Annotated in this window: 13 protein-coding genes and 1 tRNA gene; 10 read left to right on the top strand and 4 right to left on the bottom strand. The window is 62.2% G+C overall.

The genetic code is table 11. The features are described 5' to 3' along the window. The first annotated feature begins 108 nt into the window (after positions 1-108). The 4 genes from KF838_02280 to KF838_02265 all read left to right on the top strand — a co-directional run bounded on the left by KF838_02280 (position 109) and on the right by KF838_02265 (position 11,071). Positions 109-3,534, top strand: coding sequence for a PD40 domain-containing protein (locus KF838_02280; protein QYK48689.1), 3,426 nt, complete (start codon positions 109-111; stop codon positions 3,532-3,534). Between the two features lie 24 nt (positions 3,535-3,558). After that, positions 3,559-4,707, top strand: coding sequence for a nuclear transport factor 2 family protein (locus KF838_02275; protein ID QYK48688.1), 1,149 nt, complete (start codon positions 3,559-3,561; stop codon positions 4,705-4,707). Between the two features lie 158 nt (positions 4,708-4,865). Further along, positions 4,866-8,735, top strand: a complete 3,870-nt coding sequence (locus tag KF838_02270) for a PD40 domain-containing protein (protein ID QYK48687.1) — start codon at positions 4,866-4,868, stop codon at positions 8,733-8,735. Positions 8,736-8,911: 176 nt separating this feature from the next. Further along, positions 8,912-11,071 carry a TIGR03790 family protein gene (locus KF838_02265; GenBank protein ID QYK48686.1) on the top strand — a complete coding sequence of 720 codons (2,160 nt, stop codon included), beginning with the start codon at positions 8,912-8,914 and terminating at the stop codon, positions 11,069-11,071. A 375-nt stretch (positions 11,072-11,446) separates the two neighbouring features. Here KF838_02265 and KF838_02260 read toward each other — a convergent pair. The 4 genes from KF838_02260 to KF838_02245 form a co-directional block, all read right to left on the bottom strand. After that, positions 11,447-11,521: transfer RNA gene (locus KF838_02260), tRNA-Met, on the bottom strand. A gap of 76 nt (positions 11,522-11,597) precedes the next feature. Continuing rightward, positions 11,598-13,781, bottom strand: coding sequence for a right-handed parallel beta-helix repeat-containing protein (locus tag KF838_02255; protein QYK48685.1), 2,184 nt, complete (start codon positions 13,779-13,781; stop codon positions 11,598-11,600). An 85-nt stretch (positions 13,782-13,866) separates the two neighbouring features. Next, positions 13,867-14,160 (bottom strand): twin-arginine translocase TatA/TatE family subunit, encoded by a 294-nt coding sequence (locus tag KF838_02250; GenBank protein QYK48684.1) that lies wholly within the window; start codon positions 14,158-14,160, stop codon positions 13,867-13,869. Between the two features lie 73 nt (positions 14,161-14,233). Next, positions 14,234-15,157, bottom strand: coding sequence for a bifunctional 5,10-methylenetetrahydrofolate dehydrogenase/5,10-methenyltetrahydrofolate cyclohydrolase (locus KF838_02245; GenBank protein ID QYK48683.1), 924 nt, complete (start codon positions 15,155-15,157; stop codon positions 14,234-14,236). Between the two features lie 72 nt (positions 15,158-15,229). Here KF838_02245 and ligA point away from each other — a divergent pair, with 72 nt between their 5' ends. From ligA to KF838_02215, 6 genes are all read left to right on the top strand, one after another. Then, entirely contained in the window at positions 15,230-17,515 is a 2,286-nt protein-coding gene (ligA, locus tag KF838_02240; GenBank protein ID QYK48682.1) for an NAD-dependent DNA ligase LigA, read from the top strand. A 157-nt stretch (positions 17,516-17,672) separates the two neighbouring features. After that, entirely contained in the window at positions 17,673-18,218 is a 546-nt protein-coding gene (locus KF838_02235; protein QYK48681.1) for a class IV adenylate cyclase, read from the top strand. Positions 18,219-18,405: 187 nt separating this feature from the next. Beyond that, entirely contained in the window at positions 18,406-19,119 is a 714-nt protein-coding gene (locus KF838_02230) for a hypothetical protein (GenBank protein ID QYK48680.1), read from the top strand. Between the two features lie 39 nt (positions 19,120-19,158). After that, a complete protein-coding gene (locus KF838_02225) occupies positions 19,159-20,607 on the top strand; it encodes a HAMP domain-containing histidine kinase (protein ID QYK48679.1) in 1,449 nt (482 codons plus the stop codon). 31 nt (positions 20,608-20,638) lie between these two features. Next, the gene (locus KF838_02220) at positions 20,639-22,114 is read left to right on the top strand and encodes a sigma-54-dependent Fis family transcriptional regulator (GenBank protein ID QYK48678.1); all 1,476 of its coding nucleotides are present in this window, start codon (positions 20,639-20,641) and stop codon (positions 22,112-22,114) included. Further along, positions 22,111-23,592 carry a hypothetical protein gene (locus KF838_02215; protein QYK48677.1) on the top strand — a complete coding sequence of 494 codons (1,482 nt, stop codon included), beginning with the start codon at positions 22,111-22,113 and terminating at the stop codon, positions 23,590-23,592. The genes KF838_02220 and KF838_02215 overlap by 4 nt, the downstream gene beginning before the upstream one ends. Positions 23,593-23,623: the final 31 nt, after the last annotated feature.

Below are 23,623 nucleotides of genomic sequence, written 5' to 3'. Positions count from 1 at the left end.
AATTCATCACCCCGCAACCTCCCCGCCCCAACTTCCCTAAACTCCTGTCTCACCCTGCCGGACTTCAACCGGCAGGGGCTCGCCTCGGATTCCTTCGCGGAGCCCTCCATGTCGCTCGACCGCCTCGCCCCCGCCGTCCTTCTCGTCTCGATCGCTCTCTCGTCCACTGCCCAGCAGCCCGCGCAGCCGCCGGCCACAACTCCACCGGCCGAGCCCGCTGCTCCCGCGCCCGAGAAGGCGGAAGACAAGCCCGCCGAAAAGCCAAAGTGGAACGTCGACAGTCCTCCCTACCCCACGTTCGAGCAGACCATCGATGTTGATGAGGGGACGTGGATCTCCCTCGATGTCTCCCCCGACGGCTCGACCATCGTGTTCGACCTCCTCGGCGACATCTACAGCATCCCCATGTCGGGCGGCGAGGCGACCAAGCTCACAGGCGGACTCGCCTGGGACATGCAGCCCCGCTATTCCCCCGATGGCAAGTTGATCGCCTTCACGTCTGACCGCACCGGCGAGGGTGACAAGGGCGGCGACAACATCTGGGTGATGAGCGCCGACGGCTCGTCGCCGCGGCAGATCACCAAGGAGTCGTACCGGCTCTTCAACGGCCCCGCGTGGTCACCGGATGGCCAGTTCATTGTGGCTCGGAAGCATTTCACAAGCCGCCGCTCGCTCGGCTCCGGCGAGATGTGGATGTTTCATGTCTCGGGCGGCTCATCTGCCGGTCTCCAGCTCACCACCAAGCGGACCGACCAGAAGGACGTCAACGAGCCGATTTTCTCGCCCGACGGCAAGTACCTCTATTACTCGGAGGATCTCACGCCCGGCGGCTCGTTCGAGTACAACAAGGACTCGAACGCCCAGATTTACGCCGTGCAGCGGCTCGATCTTGAGAAGGGCGAGACGACCACGCTGATCGGCGGCCCGGGCGGAGCGTGCCGCCCGACGCCGAGCCCTGATGGAAAGACCATCGCCTTTGTGAAGCGTGTCCGTGCGAAGTCGGTGCTGCACCTCTACGACATCGAGTCCGGTGCGGTGACGCCGATCTACGACGATCTCGAACGCGACATGCAGGAGGCGTGGGCGATCCACGGTGTGTATCCCGCCTTTGACTGGACACCGGACGGCAAGTCGATCGTCTTCTGGTCACGCGGCAAGATCCGCAAGCTCGACCTCGCGTCCAAGCAGGCCTCCGTGGTTCCCTTTCGTGTAAAGGACACTCGGACCGTTTCGAAGGCCGTGCGTTCACCGATCGACCCCGCGCCGGCGGAGGTCGAGACGAAGATGATCCGCTGGCCCCAGGTCACGCCCGATGGCAAGTGTGTTGTGTTCCAAGCCCTCGGGCACATCTATGTGCGTGATCTTGGTGAGTCCGGAGAGGCAACAGGAAAGCCGAGGCGTCTGACCAGCGACAAAGAATTCGAGTATTACCCGTCGCTCTCTCGCGATGGGCGCTCCGTCGTCTATATCGCTTGGGATGACTCGAACTTGGCGAGCATCCGGATTGCACCGATCACAGGCGGGCCCAGCCGCACGATATCGAAGCAGCCCGGCCACTACGTCGATCCGGTCTTCACGCCCGACGGCAAGCAGGTCGTCTTCGGCAAGGTTTCGGGCGGGTATCTGACCAGTCCGCTGTGGTCGCGTGACACGGGTGTGTATCGCGTCGATCTTGCGGGCGGCGACCCGGTGCTGGTCACCAAGAAGGGCACCCGCCCCCGGTTCGGTGCTTCCAGCGAGCGTGTCTTCCTCACCGACTACGCCTTTGACAAGGAAGCCGACAACGCCAAGCTCATCTCGATGAAGCTGGACGGCACGGAGGAGCGCACGCACTACAAGAGCACGTGGGCCACCGAGTACGAGGTCTCACCCGACGGAAAGTGGATCGCCTTCGTCGAGAGGTTCAACGTCTATATCGCGCCGTTCGTTGACACAGGACGGACGATCGACATCGGCCCTGATACCAAGGCGCTCCCGATCGCCAAGGCAACAAAGGAGGCGGGAACCTACATCCACTTCTCGTCCGACTCGGCGTCGCTCCACTGGTCACTCGGGCCGGAGCTCTTCTCTCGTGCCTTGACCGACTGCTTCGCGTTCCTTTCGGGCGCGCCTGAGAAGCTCCCCGAGCCACCAGCGACAGGAACGAATATCGGCTTTACGGTTGCGCACGACGCGCCGACCGGCACGATCGCGTTTGTGGGCGCTCGTGTTCTGACCATGCGGAATGACGGCGAAGAGATCATCGAGGATGGCGTTATCGTCGTGGAGGGCAGCCGCATCAAGGCCGTGGGTCCGCGAGCATCTACACCGGTGCCGAGCGAGGCGTTCAAGGTTGATTGCACAGGGATGACGATCACGCCCGGCTTTATCGACGCCCACGCGCATGGCCCCCTCGGCACGAACGAGATCATCCCGCAGCAGAACTGGGGCCAGTACAGCAATCTCGCCTTCGGTGTCACCACCATCCATGACCCCTCCAACGACACCAGCACCTTCTTCGCTGCGTCGGAGATGCAGAAAGCCGGGCTCATCGTCGCTCCCCGCCTCTTCTCCACCGGCACCATCCTCTATGGCGCGACCGGCTCCTTCAAGGCCGAGATCAACTCCCTCGACGATGCCCTGTTCCACCTGAAGCGGATGCAGGCCGTCGGCGCCTTCAGCGTCAAGAGCTACAACCAGCCGAGGCGCGACCAGCGTCAGCAGGTCATTCAGGCCGCGCACGAACTCGGGATGCAAGTCGTCCCCGAGGGCGGCTCAACCTTCATGCACAATCTCACGATGGTCGCCGACGGCCACACAGGTGTAGAGCACACCTTCCCCGTCGAGATCGTCTACAACGATGTCCTCCAATTCTGGAAGGATACTGAGGTCGGTTACACGCCCACGCTCGGCGTCGGCTACGGCGGCCTCTCCGGCGAGTACTACTGGTACGAGCACGATGATGTCTGGGCACAGCCCAAGGTCGCCGCGTTCACGCCACGATCCATCATCGACCCGCGCTCGCGCCGGCGTCAGAAGACCCCACCCGAGGAGTACAACCAGTTCCTCATCGCACGCATCACCAAGCAGCAGATCGACAACGGCGGCACAGTCCAGATCGGCGGCCACGGCCAGCTCGTCGGCATCTGCTCTCAGTGGGAACTCTGGATGTTCGTCCAAGGCGGAATGACCCCGCTTGAGGCCCTCCGCTCCGGCACCATCCACGGCGCACGCTACATCGGCATGGATGCCCACCTCGGCACCATTGAGCCGGGCAAGCTCGCCGACATCATCGTGATGGAGAAGGACCCCCTCGTCGACATCCGCAACACGCAGACTGTCAAGTACACGATGGTGAACGGCCGCTTGTATGACGCGAACACGCTTGACGAGATCGGGAACATCCAGAGGAAGCGTCTTCCGTTCTTCTTCGAGACAGCCGGTTCACCAGATCGCACCACACTCTGGACCGGCGGGTGCGCCGGATGCGGCCTCGTCGGAGCCGGCTGCGAGCCAGCCGATGCCTATCGAGATCGTCCATGGGGATACCACTGATCTGAACTCCATTGGGAGACTCCGATGAGATTCCCGTTCATTCCCGCTGCTCTGTGTGCGCTGCTTGCGTGCGACTCCGCACCCGCATTCGCGCAGACGCCTGCGGAGACCACAATCCCATACCTTGTTTCGTTACCGGCGGACAACCCGCCTGACAGACAGGCACGCGTTGTTCTTGTGATGCCTCCGGGAACCCAGTCCGAGTCGATCGCGCGGATCACAATGGATCGCGTGTTCGGCGATGCGCTGGCCGCTCACGGGTATGTCATCGCCATGCCGTATGTGACCGATCCGCGTGCCAAGATCGGCGTAGAGGCCATGGCAGAGGTCTTGCACCACGTGTCTTCGGTGTCGGGGATTGCAACTGAGCAAGCGGTCGTGGTCGGCATTCAGAATGGCGCAAAGGCCGCGTTCGAGTTCGCTGTCAAGTATCCCGAGCGAGTGGCAGGACTTCTCATCATGCCGGGCCTGCCACCTCGCGAGTGGATGTCGGGCGAGGCCCACACGCGCATGCTCGGCTCTCTGAAGAGTATCCCTGTCTCAATGTACGTCGGAAGCACGGACACGAGATGGAGAACCGACATGGAGCCGCTCGCTGCGGACTTTGCAGCGGCCGGAATCGCGTGCACACTCAAGGTCGTGGAAGGCGATGGCCACGCGCTGCCGTCGTTCACACCTGATCGGATCGCCGATGCGATCCGCCGTCTTGATCGCCTCGCTGCGGGGATCACCCCCGAGAACGAGGTCGGGTCGATGCTCGACGCATGGCACGACGCAGCGGCGCGGGCCGATGAGGATGCCTACTTCGCTCACTTCGCCGACGCCGATTCGATCTTCATGGGTACCGACGCCACGGAACGCTGGACCGCGACCGAGTTCCGCGCCTGGGCCAAGCCGTACTTCGACCGCGGGCGAGCCTGGGCCTTCAAAGTCACCGAGCGCCACACCTACCTCTCCCCCGACGAGACCATCGCCTGGTTTGACGAGGTGCTGGACACGCCCAACATGGGCCCTTGCCGGGGCTCCGGTGTCGCTGTCCTCCGAAACGGAACTTGGAAAGTCGCCCACTACAACCTGACGGTTCCGGTTCCGAACGCCATCCTTGACCGGGTCGTGGAGATGGTGAAGCAGGAACTCGCGAGCCCGACATCGCCGACCAAGGACAGTGATTGACCGGACAAAGTCCGGATTCGGAATCCGTGTACCTGCCACCCGGTACACTCTCTCCCCCGAGTCCTCGGGATCCGGGATCGGGTCACCTCATGGGCGCTTGCCGCGCCTCAGTGCTGGACGTCCAGAGGTCGGACGTCCATAGCCAAGGAGCATCCATCGTGTCGATCGTCCGAAACTCTCGTGGAGCAGTCTCTGTCATCGCCTTCCTCGCCGGCACCGCCATCGGTGCGATCGCCGCTTCGGGCGCCGCCGCGGATATCACGCCGTCTGGTTCGATGCTGCGTTGGCCTGATGTGAGCAAGTCGCATATCTGCTTTGTCTATGCGAACGACATCTGGATCGTTCCCCGCACAGGCGGCCTTGCCAGCCCCGTCGCCAACCCACCCGGACAAGAGGCGTTCCCGAAGTTCTCCGCGGATGGCAAGTCGATCGCCTTTGTCGGCAACTACGACGGGGGGAGGGATCTCTACATCGTCGATCTCGACTCATCGCTTGCGGGGACTCCGGCGCGGCGCGTGACGCATCACCCCGGTGCTGAGAACCTCGCGGATTGGAATCCCGATGGCTCGCTGCTGTTCATGGGGAATGGATTTGCGGGGCTGCCGCGTCAGACCCAGCTCCTGAAGGTTCCCGCTGAGGGTGGGCTTCCGACGCACCTTCCGGTGCCGTATGCAGGATTCGGCTCCATCAGTCCGGACGGCACGTGGCTGGCGTACACGCCCCATAGCACAGATACGCGGACGTGGAAGCGCTACCGGGGCGGCATGGCGACCGATGTCTGGCTCTTCAATCTCAAGGACAACTCCTCGAAGCGCATCACCGACTGGGAGGGCACCGACACGATCCCGATGTGGGTTCCGGGCGGCGATGGAAAGGTCGTTTACTTCCTCTCCGATCGAGGTCCAGAGCATCGACTCAACATCTGGTCGTACAACCTCGGCACGGGCGCATCCACGCAGGTGACAAAGTTCACAGAGTTCGACGTGCGATGGCCGTCGATCGGTCCCGGCCCGAACGGGAAGGGCGAGATCGTCTTCCAGCATGGCTCGGAGTTACGCCTGCTTGATCTGGACACGGGCAAGGATGCCGTCGTGAAGGTCACGATTCCGGGAGATCGCCCGACGCTGCGCAACCGCACGGTTGACGCCTCGGGGCTGACGCGCGGTGCGTCGATCTCACACTCCGGCAAGCGCGTCGCTGTCGAGTCCAGAGGCGACATCTGGTCGATCCCGGCAAAGGAGGGCGTGACGCGCAACCTCACCCGCACGGACGGAATCTTCGAGCGTGATCCGTCCTGGTCACCCGACGGGCGTTGGATCGCCTACTTCTCCGACGAATCCGGCGAGTACGAGCTCTGGCTGCGTCAGTCTGACGCGACTCCTCCAGACACGAAGAACGACAAGGCCTCCAAAGACGGCGAAGCCGCAGAGAGCGGGAACTCGACAGGTGCTGCCGAGCCCCGCAAACTCACGTCGCTTGGGGCCGGGTTCCGCTATAGCCCACTGTGGTCACCCGATTCCAAGCACATCGCGTTCACAGACAAGGGAGGTGCTCTCTTCCTGACGAACATCGCAACGGGCGAGACCGCCGAGATTGATCGGGATCCATGGGCGGCATCCGTCTGGAAGTCCTTCTCCCATGACTCTACCTGGCTTGCGTATGAGCGTTCCGACGAGAACAACCGCAATAACTGCGTGTGGCTCTTCAATGTGGTCACGGGCGAGAAGCACAAGGTGACGAGCGAGATGACCTCATGCTCGGCTCCTACCTTCGACGCCAAGGGTGACTGGCTCTTCATGCGTTCCACTCGGACATTCTCGGCTCCGATCTACAGCGATCTGGACACGACGTTCATCTACTCCGGTACACAGGTGCTTCTCGCCGTGCCGCTCCGGACCGACGTGAAGAACCCGTGGGCCGTGAAGAGCGACGAGGAGACAATCAAGCTCGACAAGAAGTCCGAGGCGAAGGACGCCAAGGATTCGGAGAAGAAGGATGGAAAGTCGGCCGGCAACGGCGAGTCCGCTGCCGATGACGGGCTCTCCGGGTCTTGGCAGGGTTTCGCAGAGATCCCGGGAGAGAACGGACAGAAGATCAACCTCCCGTTCGCGCTCAATTTGACGCTGAATCCAGACGGTTCACTCAGCGGCAGCATCGTGAGCGCCATGGGCACGATGCCTGTCACCGGCGGCTCATTCGACAAGACCTCCGGCATGCTCACGATCTCGATCCGGACGCCCGACGGCGAGGCCGGCACCATTTCAGGAACCGTGAAGGGCGAGTCGTTCTCCGGCACATGGACGGGTGGCGACCAATCCGGGCCGGTCACGATGACCCGCGAGTCGAAGGCCGCGCCAAAGTCCGCAGACTCCAAGGAGGCGGACAAGGACGACGACACGAAGGACGCTGAGAAGAAAGACGAGAAGAAGGAAGCTCTCAAGATCGAGCTCGACGGTCTTGAACAGCGCGCTATCCAGCTACCTGTCGGCTCGGGCAACTTCGGTGCGATGGCCGTCACCGAGGACAACAAGCTGATCTACGCCCGCGGACCGGGTCGTGGAGGACAGGACCCCTGGTCCATCAAGATCTACGACCTCGCCGACGAGTCGAAGGAAGAGAAGACTGTCACGAGCGGTGCCGCGTCGTTCGCGCTCTCGGCGGATCGCAAGAAGCTCATCGTTTGGAGGGGTGGCGGGAACATCACCATCATGGATCCCGCGGCAGGAGGCGGCAAGTCCTCGAATCCGCCCGTGAACAACCTCTGGATGCAGATCGATCCTCGCAAGGAGTGGAGCCAGATCTTCACGGATGTGTACCGACTCCAGCGTGACTTCTTCTACGAGCCGACGCTCCACGGCGTGGACTGGGACGCGATGCGTAACCGCTACGCATCGATGCTCGCCGATTGCGTCACACGCGAAGACGTCAACTGGGTCATCGCCGAGTTCATCTCGGAGCTGAACGTCGGCCACGCGTACGTCACAGGCCCCGGCGACGTCTCGTCTTCCGGACCTTCGCGTCCGGTCGGCATGCTAGGTGCTGACTATGAGCTCGTCCCTGCGTCGGGCGACTCGCCCGCGGCATACCGGATCACCAAGATCCATGCGGGCGGCATCGCAGACACCGACGCGCGTGGGCCGCTGTCGCAGCTCGGCGTAAATGCGAAGGTCGGCGACTTCCTGCTTGCGGTCAATGGCCAGCCGATCGACACAACGCGTGATCCGTTCGCTGCTTTCATCGGCACGGCAGGCAGGCCCACACAGATCACACTCAGCGACAAGCCGGTCATCGATGGCACTGAGCGGGTGGTCCTTGTCACGCCTATCGGTGACGAGACGAACCTGCGTTTCCGCACCTGGATCGATGCCAACCGCCGGTATGTCCACGAGAAATCAGGCGGAAGGATCGGTTACATCTACGTTCCCAACACGGGTATCGATGGACAGAACGAGTTGTTCCGCCAGTTCGCCGGCGAGCGCGGCCGCGAGGCACTCATCATCGACGAGCGCTGGAATGGAGGCGGACAGATCCCCACACGATTCATTGAACTCCTCAACCGACCCGCGCTGAACTACTGGGCACGCCGCGACGGAAAGGACTGGGTCTGGCCGCCCGATGCGCACAACGGTCCCAAGTGCATGCTCATCAACGGACTTGCCGGTTCCGGCGGCGACATGTTCCCCCACCTGTTCAAGCAGGTCGGTCTCGGCAAGCTGATCGGCACCAGAACCTGGGGCGGCCTTGTCGGGATTTCCGGTAATCCGGGCCTGATCGACGGCGGTGCGATTTCGGTGCCCACCTTCGGCTTCTACGAGACCGACGGGACCTGGGGCATCGAGGGACACGGCGTTGATCCCGACATCGAAGTGATCGACGATCCCGCGCTCATGGTCAACGGCGGCGACCCACAACTCGACCGTGCGATCGACCTCATGTTGAGCGAACTCCAAACCAAGCCCTACGCACCACCCGCGCGACCCAAGAGCCCGAACCGTGCAGGGATGGGAATCGCGGAAGAAGACAAGTGATCCACTCCTGAGTCTGTCAAGTTCAACGACGCGGCCCCGGCATCCCACCGGGGCCGCTTTGCTTGAACAGACGCTCTTTGGGTTTCGGTCGGCTTGATTTGTACTCGCCGCGCTATATCTTGGTGAGACGCTGATCTCCGAGGCAGGGGCAAAGCGTGAAAGGACCCGCGATACCGATGACTCGTCGCGTTACAGGACTCGCCGTTGCACTGATGCTCCTCGCTGGAACCTCTCACGCGGGCGGCACGCCCGAGAACGCCCTGCTCGTCATCGATCCGCTGAGCCCGGATTCGCTGCATGTCGGCAACTACTACTGGCACGCACGCGGATTCGCCCCGAACTCGATTCTCTACCTCGATCCAGACGCGACCAACTACCCGACTTGGGTCCAGACCGTCCAGCCGGGCTTTCTCGGCGAGCTTACGCAGCGAGCGATCCGCCCGCACACCCAGTTTGTGATCGTGACGCCGGGCAACAATTTCTTCGTCAACGCGCCGGGGCTGCTCAGCGACATGTGCGCGCCGGTCAATCGCTTCTCAATGTCGGGACTCTTCACCATCGCCCAGAACTCTGCCGAGGTCCTCACGGGCACTCTCGCGTCCACGGCAACCAATCACTACTTCGGCACGACGATTGCTGGGCGGTACTTTGACTCGCAGACGAAGTACGTGTTCGGAAACCCCAGCACCAACGCCGCGGCACGCTCATACTTCATCGGCTGCATGCTCGGATACACTGGCGCACGAGGCAACACGGTTGAAGAGATCCTTGCGATGATCGACCGGTCGGTCGCGGCCGATGGCACCAGGCCGACCGGAACGTTCTACTTCATGAACAACACAGGTGACTCCGCACGGAACGTACGCGCATCGAGCTACTCACCGGTCATCAGCGCCATGCCGGGCTATGGGTATGGCGCCACACAGATCAATGGGCTGCTCCCATCGGGTCGGCACGATTGCCTCGGCATCATGACCGGATTTGCCTCGGCGGACATCGGCGGCGCGGACCTCACTCTCGTTCCCGGCTCGTTCGCAGACCACCTCACTTCCTACGCAGCGACTTTCGATAACGCGAGCCAGACCAAGATGTCCGAGTGGATCAGGAAGGGCGCGAGTGGAACCAGCGGAGCAATCGAAGAGCCGTGCAACTACACAGGCAAATTCCCGCACCCGCGTTTCCATGCCGTCTACGCGCAGGGGCTCTCACTCGGTGAGGCGTTCCTTCGCTCGCATGCGGGCACGCCGTTCCAGACGCTCTTTGTCGGCGATCCGCTCACACGCGCGTTCACACACATCCCCGTGGTTGACATCCCCGATGCGCCGGCTGGCCCCGTCAGCGGAACACTGATCCTCACGCCGGTTTCAAGCACGACCGCGCCTGGCGCATCGATCTCGATGCATGAGATCTACATCAACGGTGTCAAGGCGGCAACATCTGCCCCTTCGACACCGTTCACGATTGATACAACCACTCTGGCCGACGGCTGGCACGATGTCCGTGTGCTGGCCTACGACTCAACACTCATCCGGTCTATCGGCCGGTGGGTCGGATCGATGATTGTCAACAACGCGGGGCGATCTGTTTCCCTGAGTAGCACACCGGATTCTGGTTCGTTGACCACGGCATTTCGATTCGACACCGATGCCATTGGCGCAGACGCCGTCTCGATCGATCTTTATCAGCAGGGAAGAATCGTGGGCACACGTGTCGGCGAAGGCCCGATCGAGGTCGCAGGCCGCGTGCTCGGCTCGGGACCCGTGACTCTCTGGGCTGTTGCCACGTTTGACGACGGTACCACCGCGAGCAGCGAGCCACTTGAAATCCAGGTGTCAACGACTGCGCCTGACGTGACGCACGAGACCCCGGCCGCGTACTCGTACACGCGCTTTGTGGACCCGAGCGCACCATTTGTGCTCGAACTTCCGGCAACCTACACCAACGCTCTCTCCACGGCCGCGTACACCATCACCACACCACCGGCGCTCGCGACGATCACGGGTGGGTCTGGTGCCTCGCGCGTCCTTACGCCGTTGCCCGGCGCGTGCGGCTACGACCAAATGGCATTTCAAGTCTCGACACCATCGGGCACATCAAACCAGGCGATCGTGACAATCATCTACCGGAATCCTGTGGCATGTGCCGCAGATCTCAACTATGACTGCACGTCGGATATTCTCGACCTGCTCATGTTCCTGGACGCGTTTGGGATCTGCAACGGCTCGCCCGGACCGTGCGGCACCGGGGGTATAAACGCCGACTTCAACAACGACCTCTTCGTCGACATTCTGGACTTCTTGGACTTCATCGACGCGTTCGGGACAGGATGTTCCTGACTGCCTCGCCGAACCACATTGGGCAAGCAACTTGGCCGCACAGGTGATCGGGCGTTACTCGCACGCCCGGCTCAATGACCTCACGCGAGCCCTCGACGCGATCCCGGGTTCATCCAAGCCCGCCCCCTCTCGCGAGTCCGCACGGGCGACCGGGACGCATGGGCCGATCGTGGGCGCGGACGCAATAGCCCGCCCGAATCACCCACAGCACCAGCACCAGCACAAACCACAGCAAACACAGCACGATTCGGGGCGTGTTCGTGCGAGCGGTTGCGAGAGCGGATCGGATGATCGCGCCGGCGCGCATCGGCACAAGCCCTTGTCACTTGCGGACTTGGGCGAGCCGTTGCGATCGGTTGCGAGGGGGGACGAAAGTGCCGAGGGGCGGACTCGAACCGCCGACCTCCGGGTTATGAATCCAGCGCTCTAAACCAGCTGAGCTACCTCGGCGTCAGGACCGCTGAGTATATCCAACCCCAGAACGGACTTCCCGACCAGCGCGGTCCGGGCTCATGTGTGTGCCGCGTCACTGGACCGGCTCGATCTCGAACTCAAGGACGGCAAACCCGTCGAGTTCGAAGTGCTCGACCGTGATCTGGACTGTGCGGTCACGGTCGAGGCGGAACTCGCCCGCGTCGCGTGTAGGGGCGTGCCAGGTCCAGTTCTCGATCACTGGCTCGCCATCGACGAGAACACGCACACCATCATCAGACAGTGTCCTGACGCGCCAGACTCCCGACTTGAGCGGCATGCTTGTCGTCGCGATCGTTCCGAAACGATCCTTGCCGATATCCGCGTCGCCGAACTCAGCGGCGAGACCCAGGTCGCGAGGCCCGCCGTGTCGGTACGCCAATCGCACACCATCGACGGTCACGCTGCGAGAGTGAGGTCCATACGACTCGGCTCGCCACCCCTCGATGCTCTCTCGCGGATCGACTGTCCACGGGAAGAAGCGAACGGTCCATTCCGCCCCTACGAGCGTTCCGCGAAGCACCTTCTCGATTCCCTCACCCTTGAGGGCCACTTGGTAGGGATGTACTCCGGGACCCGCGCTCACACGCACCTGTGTAGGTCCTGAGTCGGCAGTTTCGAGAGATGTCGAAACACCTTCGGATCTGCTCTCAACAAGGAGCTTCCCGGGCGATCCCCACACCTCGTAGCGATGAACACCCCCGGAGCGATCTAATTGGCGGAGCATCGGCGATGCATGATCCCATGGTCCCCATTCACCCATGACGATGTTCTGGCGTCCTGAGAGGTGGGCGCGTGCTCCGACGGGACGCGTCGCACCGAATGCGATGTACGCCGGGATAGCAGCAGACGGCTGAGGATCGCTATCGGTGAGTCCTTCTCCGCCCTCGACTCTCACAGGTTCGGTGACACCCTCGAACGTGTTGCCGTATGAGACGGTTCTGCCGGTCGCCCTCAGGTGCACACCGACGCGATCTCCATTGAATCCGTTCATCGCGACGACGTTGTCCGTTGAGCCGCGATGATTCTTCTTGGCCCATGGTGTTCTCAGCAGTGCTCCGTCATCGTCTGTCCACAGGTGAACTCCCGCGGCGTTCGCTTCGAATTCGTTCTCGCGGATCGCATTGCCGCTCCCGTGCTCGATATTGACGCCACCACGCTCAAGCCCGTAGCCGCTCGAACCGTTCCCTTTGAAGACGTTGAAGGCAACGAGGGTTTCCTGCGAGTAACCACCCCAGATCCCGCAGATGGCGTTCTCAACAAATCGATTGCCGATGATGCGGTTTCCGAATGAGAAGGTCATCTCCAGTCCATGGGCCGGCGAGTAAGAGAGATCGTTCGCGATGAAGAGATTGTCGTTGCAGCCCTTTCTCGCGTGATCGAAGCCCTCAGGACCCGGCACCTCGCCGAGCGCTTCCTTGCCTCCGAAGCCGAAGATCCCATCGCCGCCGTGGGTGATGGAGTTCTCGGCGATCAGGTTGTTGTTGCACTGCTCGAACATGAGCAGCCCCGCGGAATCCTGCCCTCTGTTGTAGACCCCGTGGGAGTATCCGCGAACACAGAAATCCAGTGCGTTGCGTGTGATCGCGTTCCCGCTCGAACGCCACATCGCGACGCCCCACCCGGAAAGGAATGAGCAATCGTTGTCGTAGAGCCTGGAATCGTTCACGCGATCAAGAACGATCCCGTTCTGGCCCTCGCGAACCACGACGTTTCTCACTTCGACGCCACGAGAGCGCTCGATCGCCATTGAGGCCCCGTAGCTTGTCACCCACTCGTGGTTATCGTTCGAGTGTGGCCAGAGCCAGTCGCCGGACTCCTCCGCAGCCGGAGTGGATCTCAGACGCTGCCTGAAATGGTCGCGGAAAGTTGCACCATCGATAACCAACCCATCGGCTTCTCTCGCGAGCAAACCGATGCGAAAGCCCTCGATGGCCGCCCCTTCGATTCGCACGTTGCGGTGCCCCTCGATGACGAGCCCGATGCCCGCCATGGCATCACCCGGCGTGCCCTCCGGCGCTCCTCGCAGAACAGACCCCGGCTCGAATCGAATGGTCAGATCGGAGCCCTGAATCCTGATCACGCCGTTCCCGTTGGCGTCAGCAATGACAGTCCCGGGAGCGATACGTACCAGACACGAACGATCAATGACCGTGTCGTCTGACACGATCTCTATGATCGGAAGATCGGCCAATCCACCGGCCCCAAGCGTGAACGCGAGAGTCGCCGCGATGCTCATCAACATGATTCTCGATCCCTCAAGGGCGAATCGCCCACCTCTCAGTGAAGCCATCTCACGCCCCAGAGACGATCCAATACATCGATCAGTTCGGCTTCGCCTCGCTCTGAACAGACTGCTCAACCTGCTCCGCAGTGCTCACGCGGGCATCGATACCACCAGAAGTCAGCGGAGGCCTAGCGACCGAAGACGGCTTGCTGGACTCGCGTTCGATCTCGTCCTCAACGCCCTTCAGCCCCTTCTTGAACTCGACGATACCCTTCCCCAGACTCTTGCCCACCTCAGGCAACCGCTTGCCGAAGAGCAAAAGTCCGATCGCGAGGATCACGATCAGTTCCGTGGTGCCGATAGGCCCAATGCCGAATGCCAGCGTGTTCATCGCGTCTCCGATGGGTGCTGCCGCAGCTGCCGATGCCCCGCACCGGTCTCACCCATTGTATATCCCAAACGGCTCAGGGATTCGATCCTCGAAGCGATCCCAGACGCGTCGCATACCGACGCTCGCATGCCTCGACCACGTTCACAAGCAGCATCGCAACCGTCATAGGACCGACGCCTCCCGGTACGGGTGATACCCAGCCGGCTACGCGGCTGACCTCTTCGAACGCCACATCCCCCACCGTCTTCATCTTCCCATCCGGTCCCGGGATCCGGTTCACGCCCACATCCACGACGATCGCTCCCGGCTTCACCATCGACGCCGTCACAAGCCCCGGAACGCCCGCCGCCGCTACCAGCACATCCGCCGAGCGGCACAGCTCCTCCAACCCCCACGTTGCTTTGTTGCACGAGATCACCGTGGCGTCCTGCCTCATCAGCAGAACGGCGATCGGCTTCCCCACCACATCCGAAGCCCCGACGACTACACAGCGCTTCCCCCGCAGGTCAACACCCGTCGACTCGATCATCTTCACCGTCGCCAGTCCCGTACACGGCGCCAGCGACGACCTCCCGTACACCACGTTTCCGATGTTCGCCGGGTTCACACCCTCAACGTCCTTGTCCGGCGCGATCAGACGCTGCACCCGATACGGGTCCACCGTCGGCGGCAACGGCACGTGCAGCATGATCGCGCTCACCGTCTCGTCCGCGCTCAAGAGCAGCACCCGCCCCGCGATGTCATCGAACGTCGCCGTCCCCGGCAGGAGATGCAGCCGGTAATCGATCCCGAGGGCCTGGCACGCCTTCGCCTGGTTCTCCGAGTACAGCCGGGCTGACGAGTCCCCCGAATCCACCAGCACCGCATCCAACCGGACAGCCCCCCCCCCAACTCCAACGCCCGGCCCAGCCCGTTCCGACAGCGCACGCACCCGCTCCGCCACACGCTCCCGGTGTGACTTTGCAAGTGCGACGCCGTCAATGATCCGAGCCGCCATACCGGCATGGTAAGCGGCTGGCTCGATCCCCGACAGTTCGCTCACAAGACCGATCGCAAGTACCATGCTGCCGTGACTGCTGAGACCAACCGCATCCACGAGCTCCGCGAACTCCTCACACGCGCCAATCGCGCGTACTACGCCGACGCCCACCCCATCATGTCTGATCCCGAGTTCGACAAGCTCCTCGCCGAGCTTGCCTCACTCGAAGCTAAGCACCCCGACCTCGCCGACCCCGACAGCCCCACCGCCCGCGTCGGAGGCGAGCCCATCAAGGGCTTCACCACCGTCAGGCACGCCCTCCCGATGCTCAGCATCGACAACACCTATGACGAGCAGGGCGTCCGCGACTGGGCCGACCGAGTACGGCGTCGTCTTGACGAACTAGACGACAAGAAAGTCAAGGAAGCACTCAAGGCTGATGTTGCACAAAACCCGAAGTCGTACGGGTTCAGGTCAAAGCGCCAAGTTGAAGGGTTGTTCGGCTCGTTGCCTCTCCCCGAGCCAGATACCACCGCTCCGACAACACATGGTGAGATCCGCTTTATCTGTGATCCGAAAACCGACGGCGTCGCCCTCTCCCTCCGCTACGAGCGCGGCCGCCTCGTCCGCGCCGTGACGCGGGGCGACGGCGAGAAGGGCGACGACGTGACCCACGCCGCCCGCGCCATCCGCGCGATCCCCGTCGTCCTCTCCGCAACCCAGAAGAAGGCCCCGCCCATCCCCGACGTTCTCGAAGTCCGTGGCGAGGTCTACATGACCCTGAAGGAGTTCGAGAAGCTCAACAAGCAGCGCGAGGAAGAGGGCGAGGATCTCTTCCTGAACCCGCGAAACACCACGGCCGGAACCCTCAAGAACCTCGATCCCAAGCTCGTCGCCGCGCGAAACCTCTCCTTCTGCGCCCACGGCCGAGGCGAGATCTCCGATCCCGGCTTCGCAGCGTCCCACTCCGAGTTTCTCGCTCGCATCAGGTCCCTCGGCATCCCCGTCACGCCACACCTTTACACGTGCTCGGGCGTCGAAGAGATCCTCGCCGCGATCGCCGACTTCGACGCCAGGCGCCGCACGCTCCAATATGCCACCGACGGCATGGTCGTCCGCGTCGACTCCTTCGAGCAGCAGACCAGGCTCGGCACCACCTCAAAGTCCCCGCGCTGGATCGTCGCCTTCAAGTACCCGCCCGATCGCGTGATGACGAAGCTGCTCGACGTCCTCCACCAGGTCGGCAAGACCGGAAAGATCACGCCCCGCGCCGTCATGGAGCCCGTCCTTGTCGCCGGCTCGGTCGTGCAGCACGCCACGCTCCACAACTACGGACAGGTCCGCCAGAAGGACATCCGCATCGGCGACACCGTCGAGATCGAGAAGGCCGGCGAGATCATCCCGTACGTCGTCGGCGTCGTCCTCGACAAGCGACCGAAGAACACCAAGCCCATCGCCGCCCCAGACACCTGCCCCGAGTGCGAGGGCACGGTCGAGCCGGAGCCGCCCGAATCCATCGACCATCCCGAACTCGAGACAGGTCGCCGCTGCATCAACCCCGAATGCCCGGCCCAGGTATACGAGAAACTCGTCTGGTTCTGCGGCCGCAAGCAGATGGACATCGAGGGTCTCGGCGAGAAGACGATCTTCCAGATCCGCACCGACGGCCGCATCCCCCTCAACAGCTTCGCAGACATCTTCCACCTCAAGGACCATCGCGACACGCTCCTCGAGATCGAGCGGATGGGCGAGAAGAAGGTCGACAACCTCCTCGCAGGCATTGAGGCCGCGAAATCGCAGGGGCTCGCCCGTGTGCTGGCCGGCATGGGGATCCGTCATGTCGGGGACTCGACTGCGAAACTGCTCGCTCGCCAGTTCAAGGACTACGAAGCCCTCATGGCGGCTTCCGTCGAGATGCTAATGCCGAAGGCACTCTCAAAGAGCGACGCAGCCGCCCGCGGTTATCCCGAGTCGCCTGCCGACCGCCCCGAGACTGGCCTCGGACGCGAGACCGCGCCGATTGTCTATGCCTATCTCCACAGCCCTTCCGCGAAGCACACCTTCGCCGCGCTCCGCGACGCGGGCGTGGATCTCACCTCAAAGGACTATCGCGCGCCCTTCGCCGCCCCCGTGACAACCTCGGGCCCGTTCGCCGGGAAGAAGATCGTCCTCACCGGCACGCTCGACGCCTTCGATCGCACCTCGCTCTCCGAGCTACTTGAGTCCCACGGGGCGAAGGTCAGCGGTTCGGTCTCGTCGAAGACGGACCTGGTCATCGCAGGGCGGGAAGCTGGCTCGAAGCTCGAGAAGGCCCGCGAACTCAACATAGAGGTGTGGGATGAGTCCCGCCTCCTTCAAGCACTCGGTCAATCCTGACGATCTACTCCCAATCACGCGTCGATACCGCGCCGTTATCGGTCTCACGCCTTCCACCACCCAGCACGCGCTTCCGTTCTGCGAATGTCGAATCACGAATGCCGAATGCCTCCGCGTTCGCACCCAGCAACAAGCACCCTCTGCCCCCGGTCACCTCATGCAGAACCTCGAGTTCAAATGCGAACTCCGCGACCTGTCCCTCGCACGGTCGATCATTCTGCGGCTGGGTGCGGTTCATGCGGGCACGCTTGAGCAGACCGACACCTACTACCGCGTCCCAAGCGGTCGGCTGAAGAAACGCGAGACCGTCGGCGAGCCGACCGAGTACATCTTCTACCACCGCCCCGACCGGCTGAACCCCAAGATCAGCCAGTTCACCATCTTCTCCGAGCCGCAGGCCGTCGAACGATTCGGGGCAACGCCCCTCCCTACGTGGGTCGTCGTCCGCAAGGTGCGGGAGCTCTTTCTGCTCGGAAACGTCCGCATCCACCTCGACCAGGTTTCGAAGCTCGGCACCTTCCTCGAGTTTGAGGCGATGGTCACTAACGCGGTCACTGTCGAGCACTGCCAGAAGCAGCTCACCGACCTCCGTGCCGCTCTCGCGCCGGTCCTCGGCGAACCGATCGGTTGCGGGTACAGCGATCTCCTCGCAAAGGACGAGGACGATCAGCCCCAGAAGCTCCTCGGCCCGGGACGCGCCTGATATCAGGGAAGCGGCGAGGCGGCTCACCAATAGGTCATCGTGAACGTTTCGCCCGATTGGCCCACTTGTGCGGCCTTCGCGATCTGGTTACACTCTGTTCGGAGTCTCGGAGAAGCCATTGGGGATCAATAGGCCATATTCATTCATAGCTAGGCACCAACGCGCCTTCACGCTCGTCGAGGTCTTGGTGTCGATGGCCATCATCGGTAGTCTTCTGGCGATTGCGCTCCCCATGCTTGCTCGAACGATGGGTGCCGCGAAGGGCTTCCGTTGCCAGGTTGCGCAGAGGACTGTCGCCTTCGACTTCGCTGTGTTCGCGAATGACGATCTCGGTCCCGATCGGGGTAACGACACTTCGCTCAACGGTCGGTTCACCATCGAGACATTCCAGAACAGTCAGTACGGACTTTCTGAGTTCTGGCGTTGGGGATCGGGCACCACGCACACCCTGCCGGACAACGCCGACAACGATCCGATGCGATGCGCGGAGGTGAAGTCGCCGATCAAGGTGACACGTTCGCTCTCATGCGCCGACGGCGGAGTAACGCCTGCGGCAAGCATCTCATTTGGCTTCAATCTCCGTCTGCATCGTCGACCCGTTGTGTCAGATGGCGTGCCTCGCCTGGAGCCGGTGCAACTCTCTGGTGCGGTTCTCGAATCCGGATCCACGCCGCTCTTTTGGGACGTGGATGGACGCGTTGCGTCTGCAAGAGGTCTGAACCCTGTGTTCTCCGCTCCTTCGCTCGCTGACACAGATGCGTTTGGGGCGAATACATACTGGTTTCCTGCTCTGAGGCATAATGGGGCGGCAAATGTCGCGTTCATCGATGGGCACGTCGCGGCATCCCGCACACCACTCGAAGAACCCGGCTGGAACTGGAAGCCGATGCGGCTGCGCTGAGGTCGCGCTTCTGTGTTGACGCTCCGACAAAAGTTCGGCTTGCTCCTGGCCGGCCTCGTTGCGGCGGTTCTCCTGCTCCAAGCGACTGCGATATGGTCGATCGTCATTCTGGAGCGTGAGATCGCGTGGCCTATGCGCGGTGCCGAAGCGACCCTGCGATCAATCTCAGACAGTCGTCGGACTGTCGAGAAACTCGCTCAGGCACTCGGTCACGATAGTTGGCTGATGTCAACGACACCGGCACACGAGCGCGAGATTGATTCCGCTGCGGTTTCAACACTAACCGAATCGATGCTCCAGCAACTTGAGCATCTCCAGAGCCCTGAGAGCGAGATCGTGCGAACAGGGATCTCATCGACACGCACCCTGATGCGGCAGGGCGAAGCCGCGGCGGCGGCGGCGATTGATGCCGCGACAACACCGAGTCGTATCGGCGTTGCGATCGCCGAGCTCTCGACAATCAACAATCTGCTCGGGAGACTGGAGCAGCACGTGCTGAACAACACGTCGCTTCAGGTCCGTCATGCAAGGACAATCCGTGCGTATGTGCTGGGTGTTTCTGCGGCATGCCTCGTCGCGCTCGCCCTGACCGTGCTTCTCGGTTCGCTCCTCTTCACTCGCTGGATCGTGCAGCCAGTCGCGATGCTCCGCACCGCCACCACCCGCATCGCTGCGGGCGATTACGAGCATCGTGTGCCGGTGCGAGCAAGGGACGAGATCGGACAATTGAGCGGCGAGGTCAACCAGATGGCCCAGACCATCGGGACCATGATCGAGGAACGCGTCGAGCGTGAACGACTCGCAGCGGTCGGGGAGATGGTGCGACGAGTGACGCACAATCTTCGGAACCCCCTCTCCGGTATCCGATCGCTGGCCGAGGTGACACGCTCAGAACTGCCCCCTGATTCCGATTTGCGCGAAGTGCAATCCAGGATCATGGCCACGGTGGATCGATTCGAGATCTGGCTCCGAGACCTGCTCCGAACGACACAACCGTTGGAGCTTGCGCCGGTGCGACTCAGCGTCAACCGCTGGATCAACGACATCCTTCCCACGCTGCTGCCGCTCGCTGACAGCAAGAGCGTTCTGATCGATATCCAAACCTCTCCATCTGAAGTGTTTGTCATGGCAGACCCCGTGCATCTGGAGCATGCTCTGATCGCTGTGGTCACGAACGCGATCGAAGCCGTCGGCACCGGGGGCCGCACCATGGTGAGCGTCATCCCCGATGGCCCGGACTGGGTGCGGATCGACGTGATCGACGACGGACCGGGGATCCCTCCGGAACACCGACACCGCATTTTCGAGCAGCACTTTACGACAAAGCCAGGAGGGACTGGCATTGGCCTTGCAATGGCCAAGTATGTCATCCAACAACACCGCGGCACCATCGCCTCCGAATCAGCAGAATACCCCCTACTCGGGCGTGAAAGCGCGAAAATTGGTGCCTGCATCCGCATCCGTATCCCATCAGCACCCGAACATTGAGTGGCCAGCATTGGCCATCCCGGGGACGCAAGTGGCCAGAATTCTGATCATCGAGGATGAGTCGAACATTCGATTCACGATCGCCCGCTCCCTTCGTGCGAGCGGGCACGAGATTGTGGAATGCGAGACATTGCCGGATGCCGACGAGGCGATGGCTCGATCGCGTTTCGATGCGATCCTCACCGATGTGAACCTTGGTTCGGGTAACGGGATCGATCTGGTTGCCCGGCTCCGCGAAGACGGGTACGACGGCGTGATCGTCGTAATGACGGGGTTCGGCTCCGTTGAATCGGCCGTGAGAGCGATGAGAGTCGGTGCCGATGACTATCTGGAAAAACCGGTTCGTCTCGATGAGCTCGGGATCCTGTTGAATCGACTTCTGGCGGCCCGCGCCGACAGGCGCAAACTGCGTCTCTACAAGAGACTGGAGGGAGTCGGCGGCGCAGTGTCGGCTGTCATCGGGCAGAGTTCTGGCTGGCTCCAGACGCTCTCGCTCGCAGAGCGAATGGCGCAAAGCCCAGTACCGTCAAGCCACGATCCCCGGGCCGGTGCATCACTGCCGACGATCCTGCTGCTCGGTGAGACTGGGGTAGGCAAGGGCGTGCTCGCCCGGCATATCCACGACGCCTCGCGAAAGGCCTCAGGATCTGCGGATGCGCCGTATGTCCACGTGAACTGCTCTGCTCTGCCTGCGGCACTGATCGAGTCTGAACTCTTCGGGCATGAGCGGGGCGCCTTCACCGACGCGAGGTCGGCAAGAGAAGGCCTGTTTGAGATGGCGGATGGCGGGACGATCTTCCTCGATGAGATCGGCGACATGCCGCTTGAATTGCAGGCAAAGCTCCTCTCCGTGCTCGAGCGCGGCATGATCCGGCGAATCGGCGGCTCACGCGAGACACCGGTGCGGGTTCGCGTTGTGGCGGCGACGAACCAGGATCTTGAGCAGCGAGCCGCGGCGGGGTTGTTCCGTAAGGACCTGCTCTACCGGCTGAACGCACTCACGATCCGAATCCCACCCCTTCGTGAGCGAGGGGAGGATGGCGTGCTGATCGGGTGCGCGTCGCTTGACCGGATGCTCCGCGAATACGGCCGCCCTCCGGCACAACTCTCGCCAGATGCGATCGATGCGATACGGTCTTACGGCTGGCCGGGCAACGTGAGAGAACTTCTCAACACGATGCAGCGCGTCGCCATGCTCTGTGACCAGCAGGAGATCACGGCCATCGATCTTGGTCTTGACCCCGCACCGGCTCACCCCTCGTCCGAAGATGGAGATCGGGTTGCTCACAACAGTGATCGGACCTCAACCGGGGGGCTTCATTTCGACTTTGACGCCGGCTCGTGCACGTTCACGGATGTCGAACGCGAGCTGATGAAACAATCTCTTGCCAAGACCCGAGGGAATGTCTCCCGGGCCGCCAAGCTGATCGGGATGCAGCGGAGCAGTTTCCGCTACCGGATCGAGCGGTACGGCCTGGAGTCATTCGTTCGGGAGGCAAGTCAGTGACCAACCAACGCGGAATACTCTGCCACTCGCTGATCGCATTGATCGCCGGAACCGCTCTTGCGGATGACGGCAAGCAATGGCTCGATCCGCGTGGTGATGCCGCGTTGCGTCGCATGGACTTCGGTGCAAACGGATCGATCGGCCCCCATGCCAATCTTCCTGACATCCTCTCTCTGACAGTCGGAGCGTGGGATCCGGTCTGGCCAGCGACGAACCTCTATGTCGGCGAGTACGACGACGACGGTGAGTTCTTCAAACTCGATCTTGTGCTTGCAGGGGTGATCAATCCTCCGGGCGAACTCGGGATTCTTGACGTCTACGACCCCTTTCAATTCGGCCCGAGCCCGATCTACGGGTATGTCGAGCTCGATGTGGACGACGACATCAACACAGGAGGCGAACTCCCTTCGGTTGCTTCGATGCGTGTGCTGGCAAACATCGCTCGGTACGGCGGCGTTCCGCAGGGCGAGATCGGCGAGAGAACGCTCAAACAGGGAAGCGGCCTGGATTTCGACTTCGCAACACCTCCCTTCTACGAGCGGAGTGGCGCTGATTTTTCGCTCGCCTTCTGCGGATGCACGCCTGTGACGGTGATCTCAGAAGATGGCAATCAGGACGGTACTTTCGACGCTGGCGAGACATGGGTCGTCCAAGGGCGATTCTTTGAGCGGTTCGGCGCGTTCAATTCCGCGAGCAGCATGTTCGGAGGCAGCGGATTCGGCGCTTGGAACCCGCTCATCAAGCTCAGGTTCTCGCATGACATCGCGAGCGATACGACCACGATCACGCTTGTCTTCCCGCTGACTCAGCAGGGTGCGGGACTTATGGCGGGTGCCGCGCCTCAGCCATTCGACTTCAACGTCGGGAACCAGACAAGCGTCGCGGAGGCGATTCATGAGCTGGTCAACCAGTCCACATCGATCACCGGCGCGGTGCGAACGCTTTCGGTCGGCTGGCGAGGCAAGAGCGTGAGCGACGGATTGGACCCGGAATCTTGGCGAGCCATGGCGATTGTCGGCACCGCTTACGAGAGCCCTGATGACGCCCTCTTCGTCTGGACCGATGCCGGGTTCGACGTCATCCCGGGCGACTTCAACGGCAACGGTTCCGTGGATCAGAACGATGAGACTGAACTGCTCGACTACATCGCAGCGAAGGACGGCGGCCCAGACGATGCAGACTCAACCGTCAACGGCGTGGTCGTGCTGGACGGATTCGGGCTCAATTTCTCGATCTACGATACGAATTACGATGGCACAGTGAGCTCAGCTGATCTGAACCCGAGCGGACACCCCGCGGACGTCAACGGTGACGGCATGGTGGATATTCTCGATCTCCTGGATTTCTTCGGAGCGTTCTCTGCGTGCGAGGGTCAGGCCGGGCCGTGCTTCGTCGGGAATGTGAATGCCGACTTCAACCGCGATCTCATCGTGGACATCCTCGATCTTCTCGACTTCCTGCAGGCGTTCAACGAGTAAGCCGATGCCTGCGTACTCCGAGCGGTGGGTC

It is taken from the genome of Phycisphaeraceae bacterium (assembly GCA_019454185.1).
GTDB lineage: Bacteria > Planctomycetota > Phycisphaerae > Phycisphaerales > UBA1924 > JAHBWV01.
This window is presented reverse-complemented; position numbering and strand designations above follow the sequence as displayed.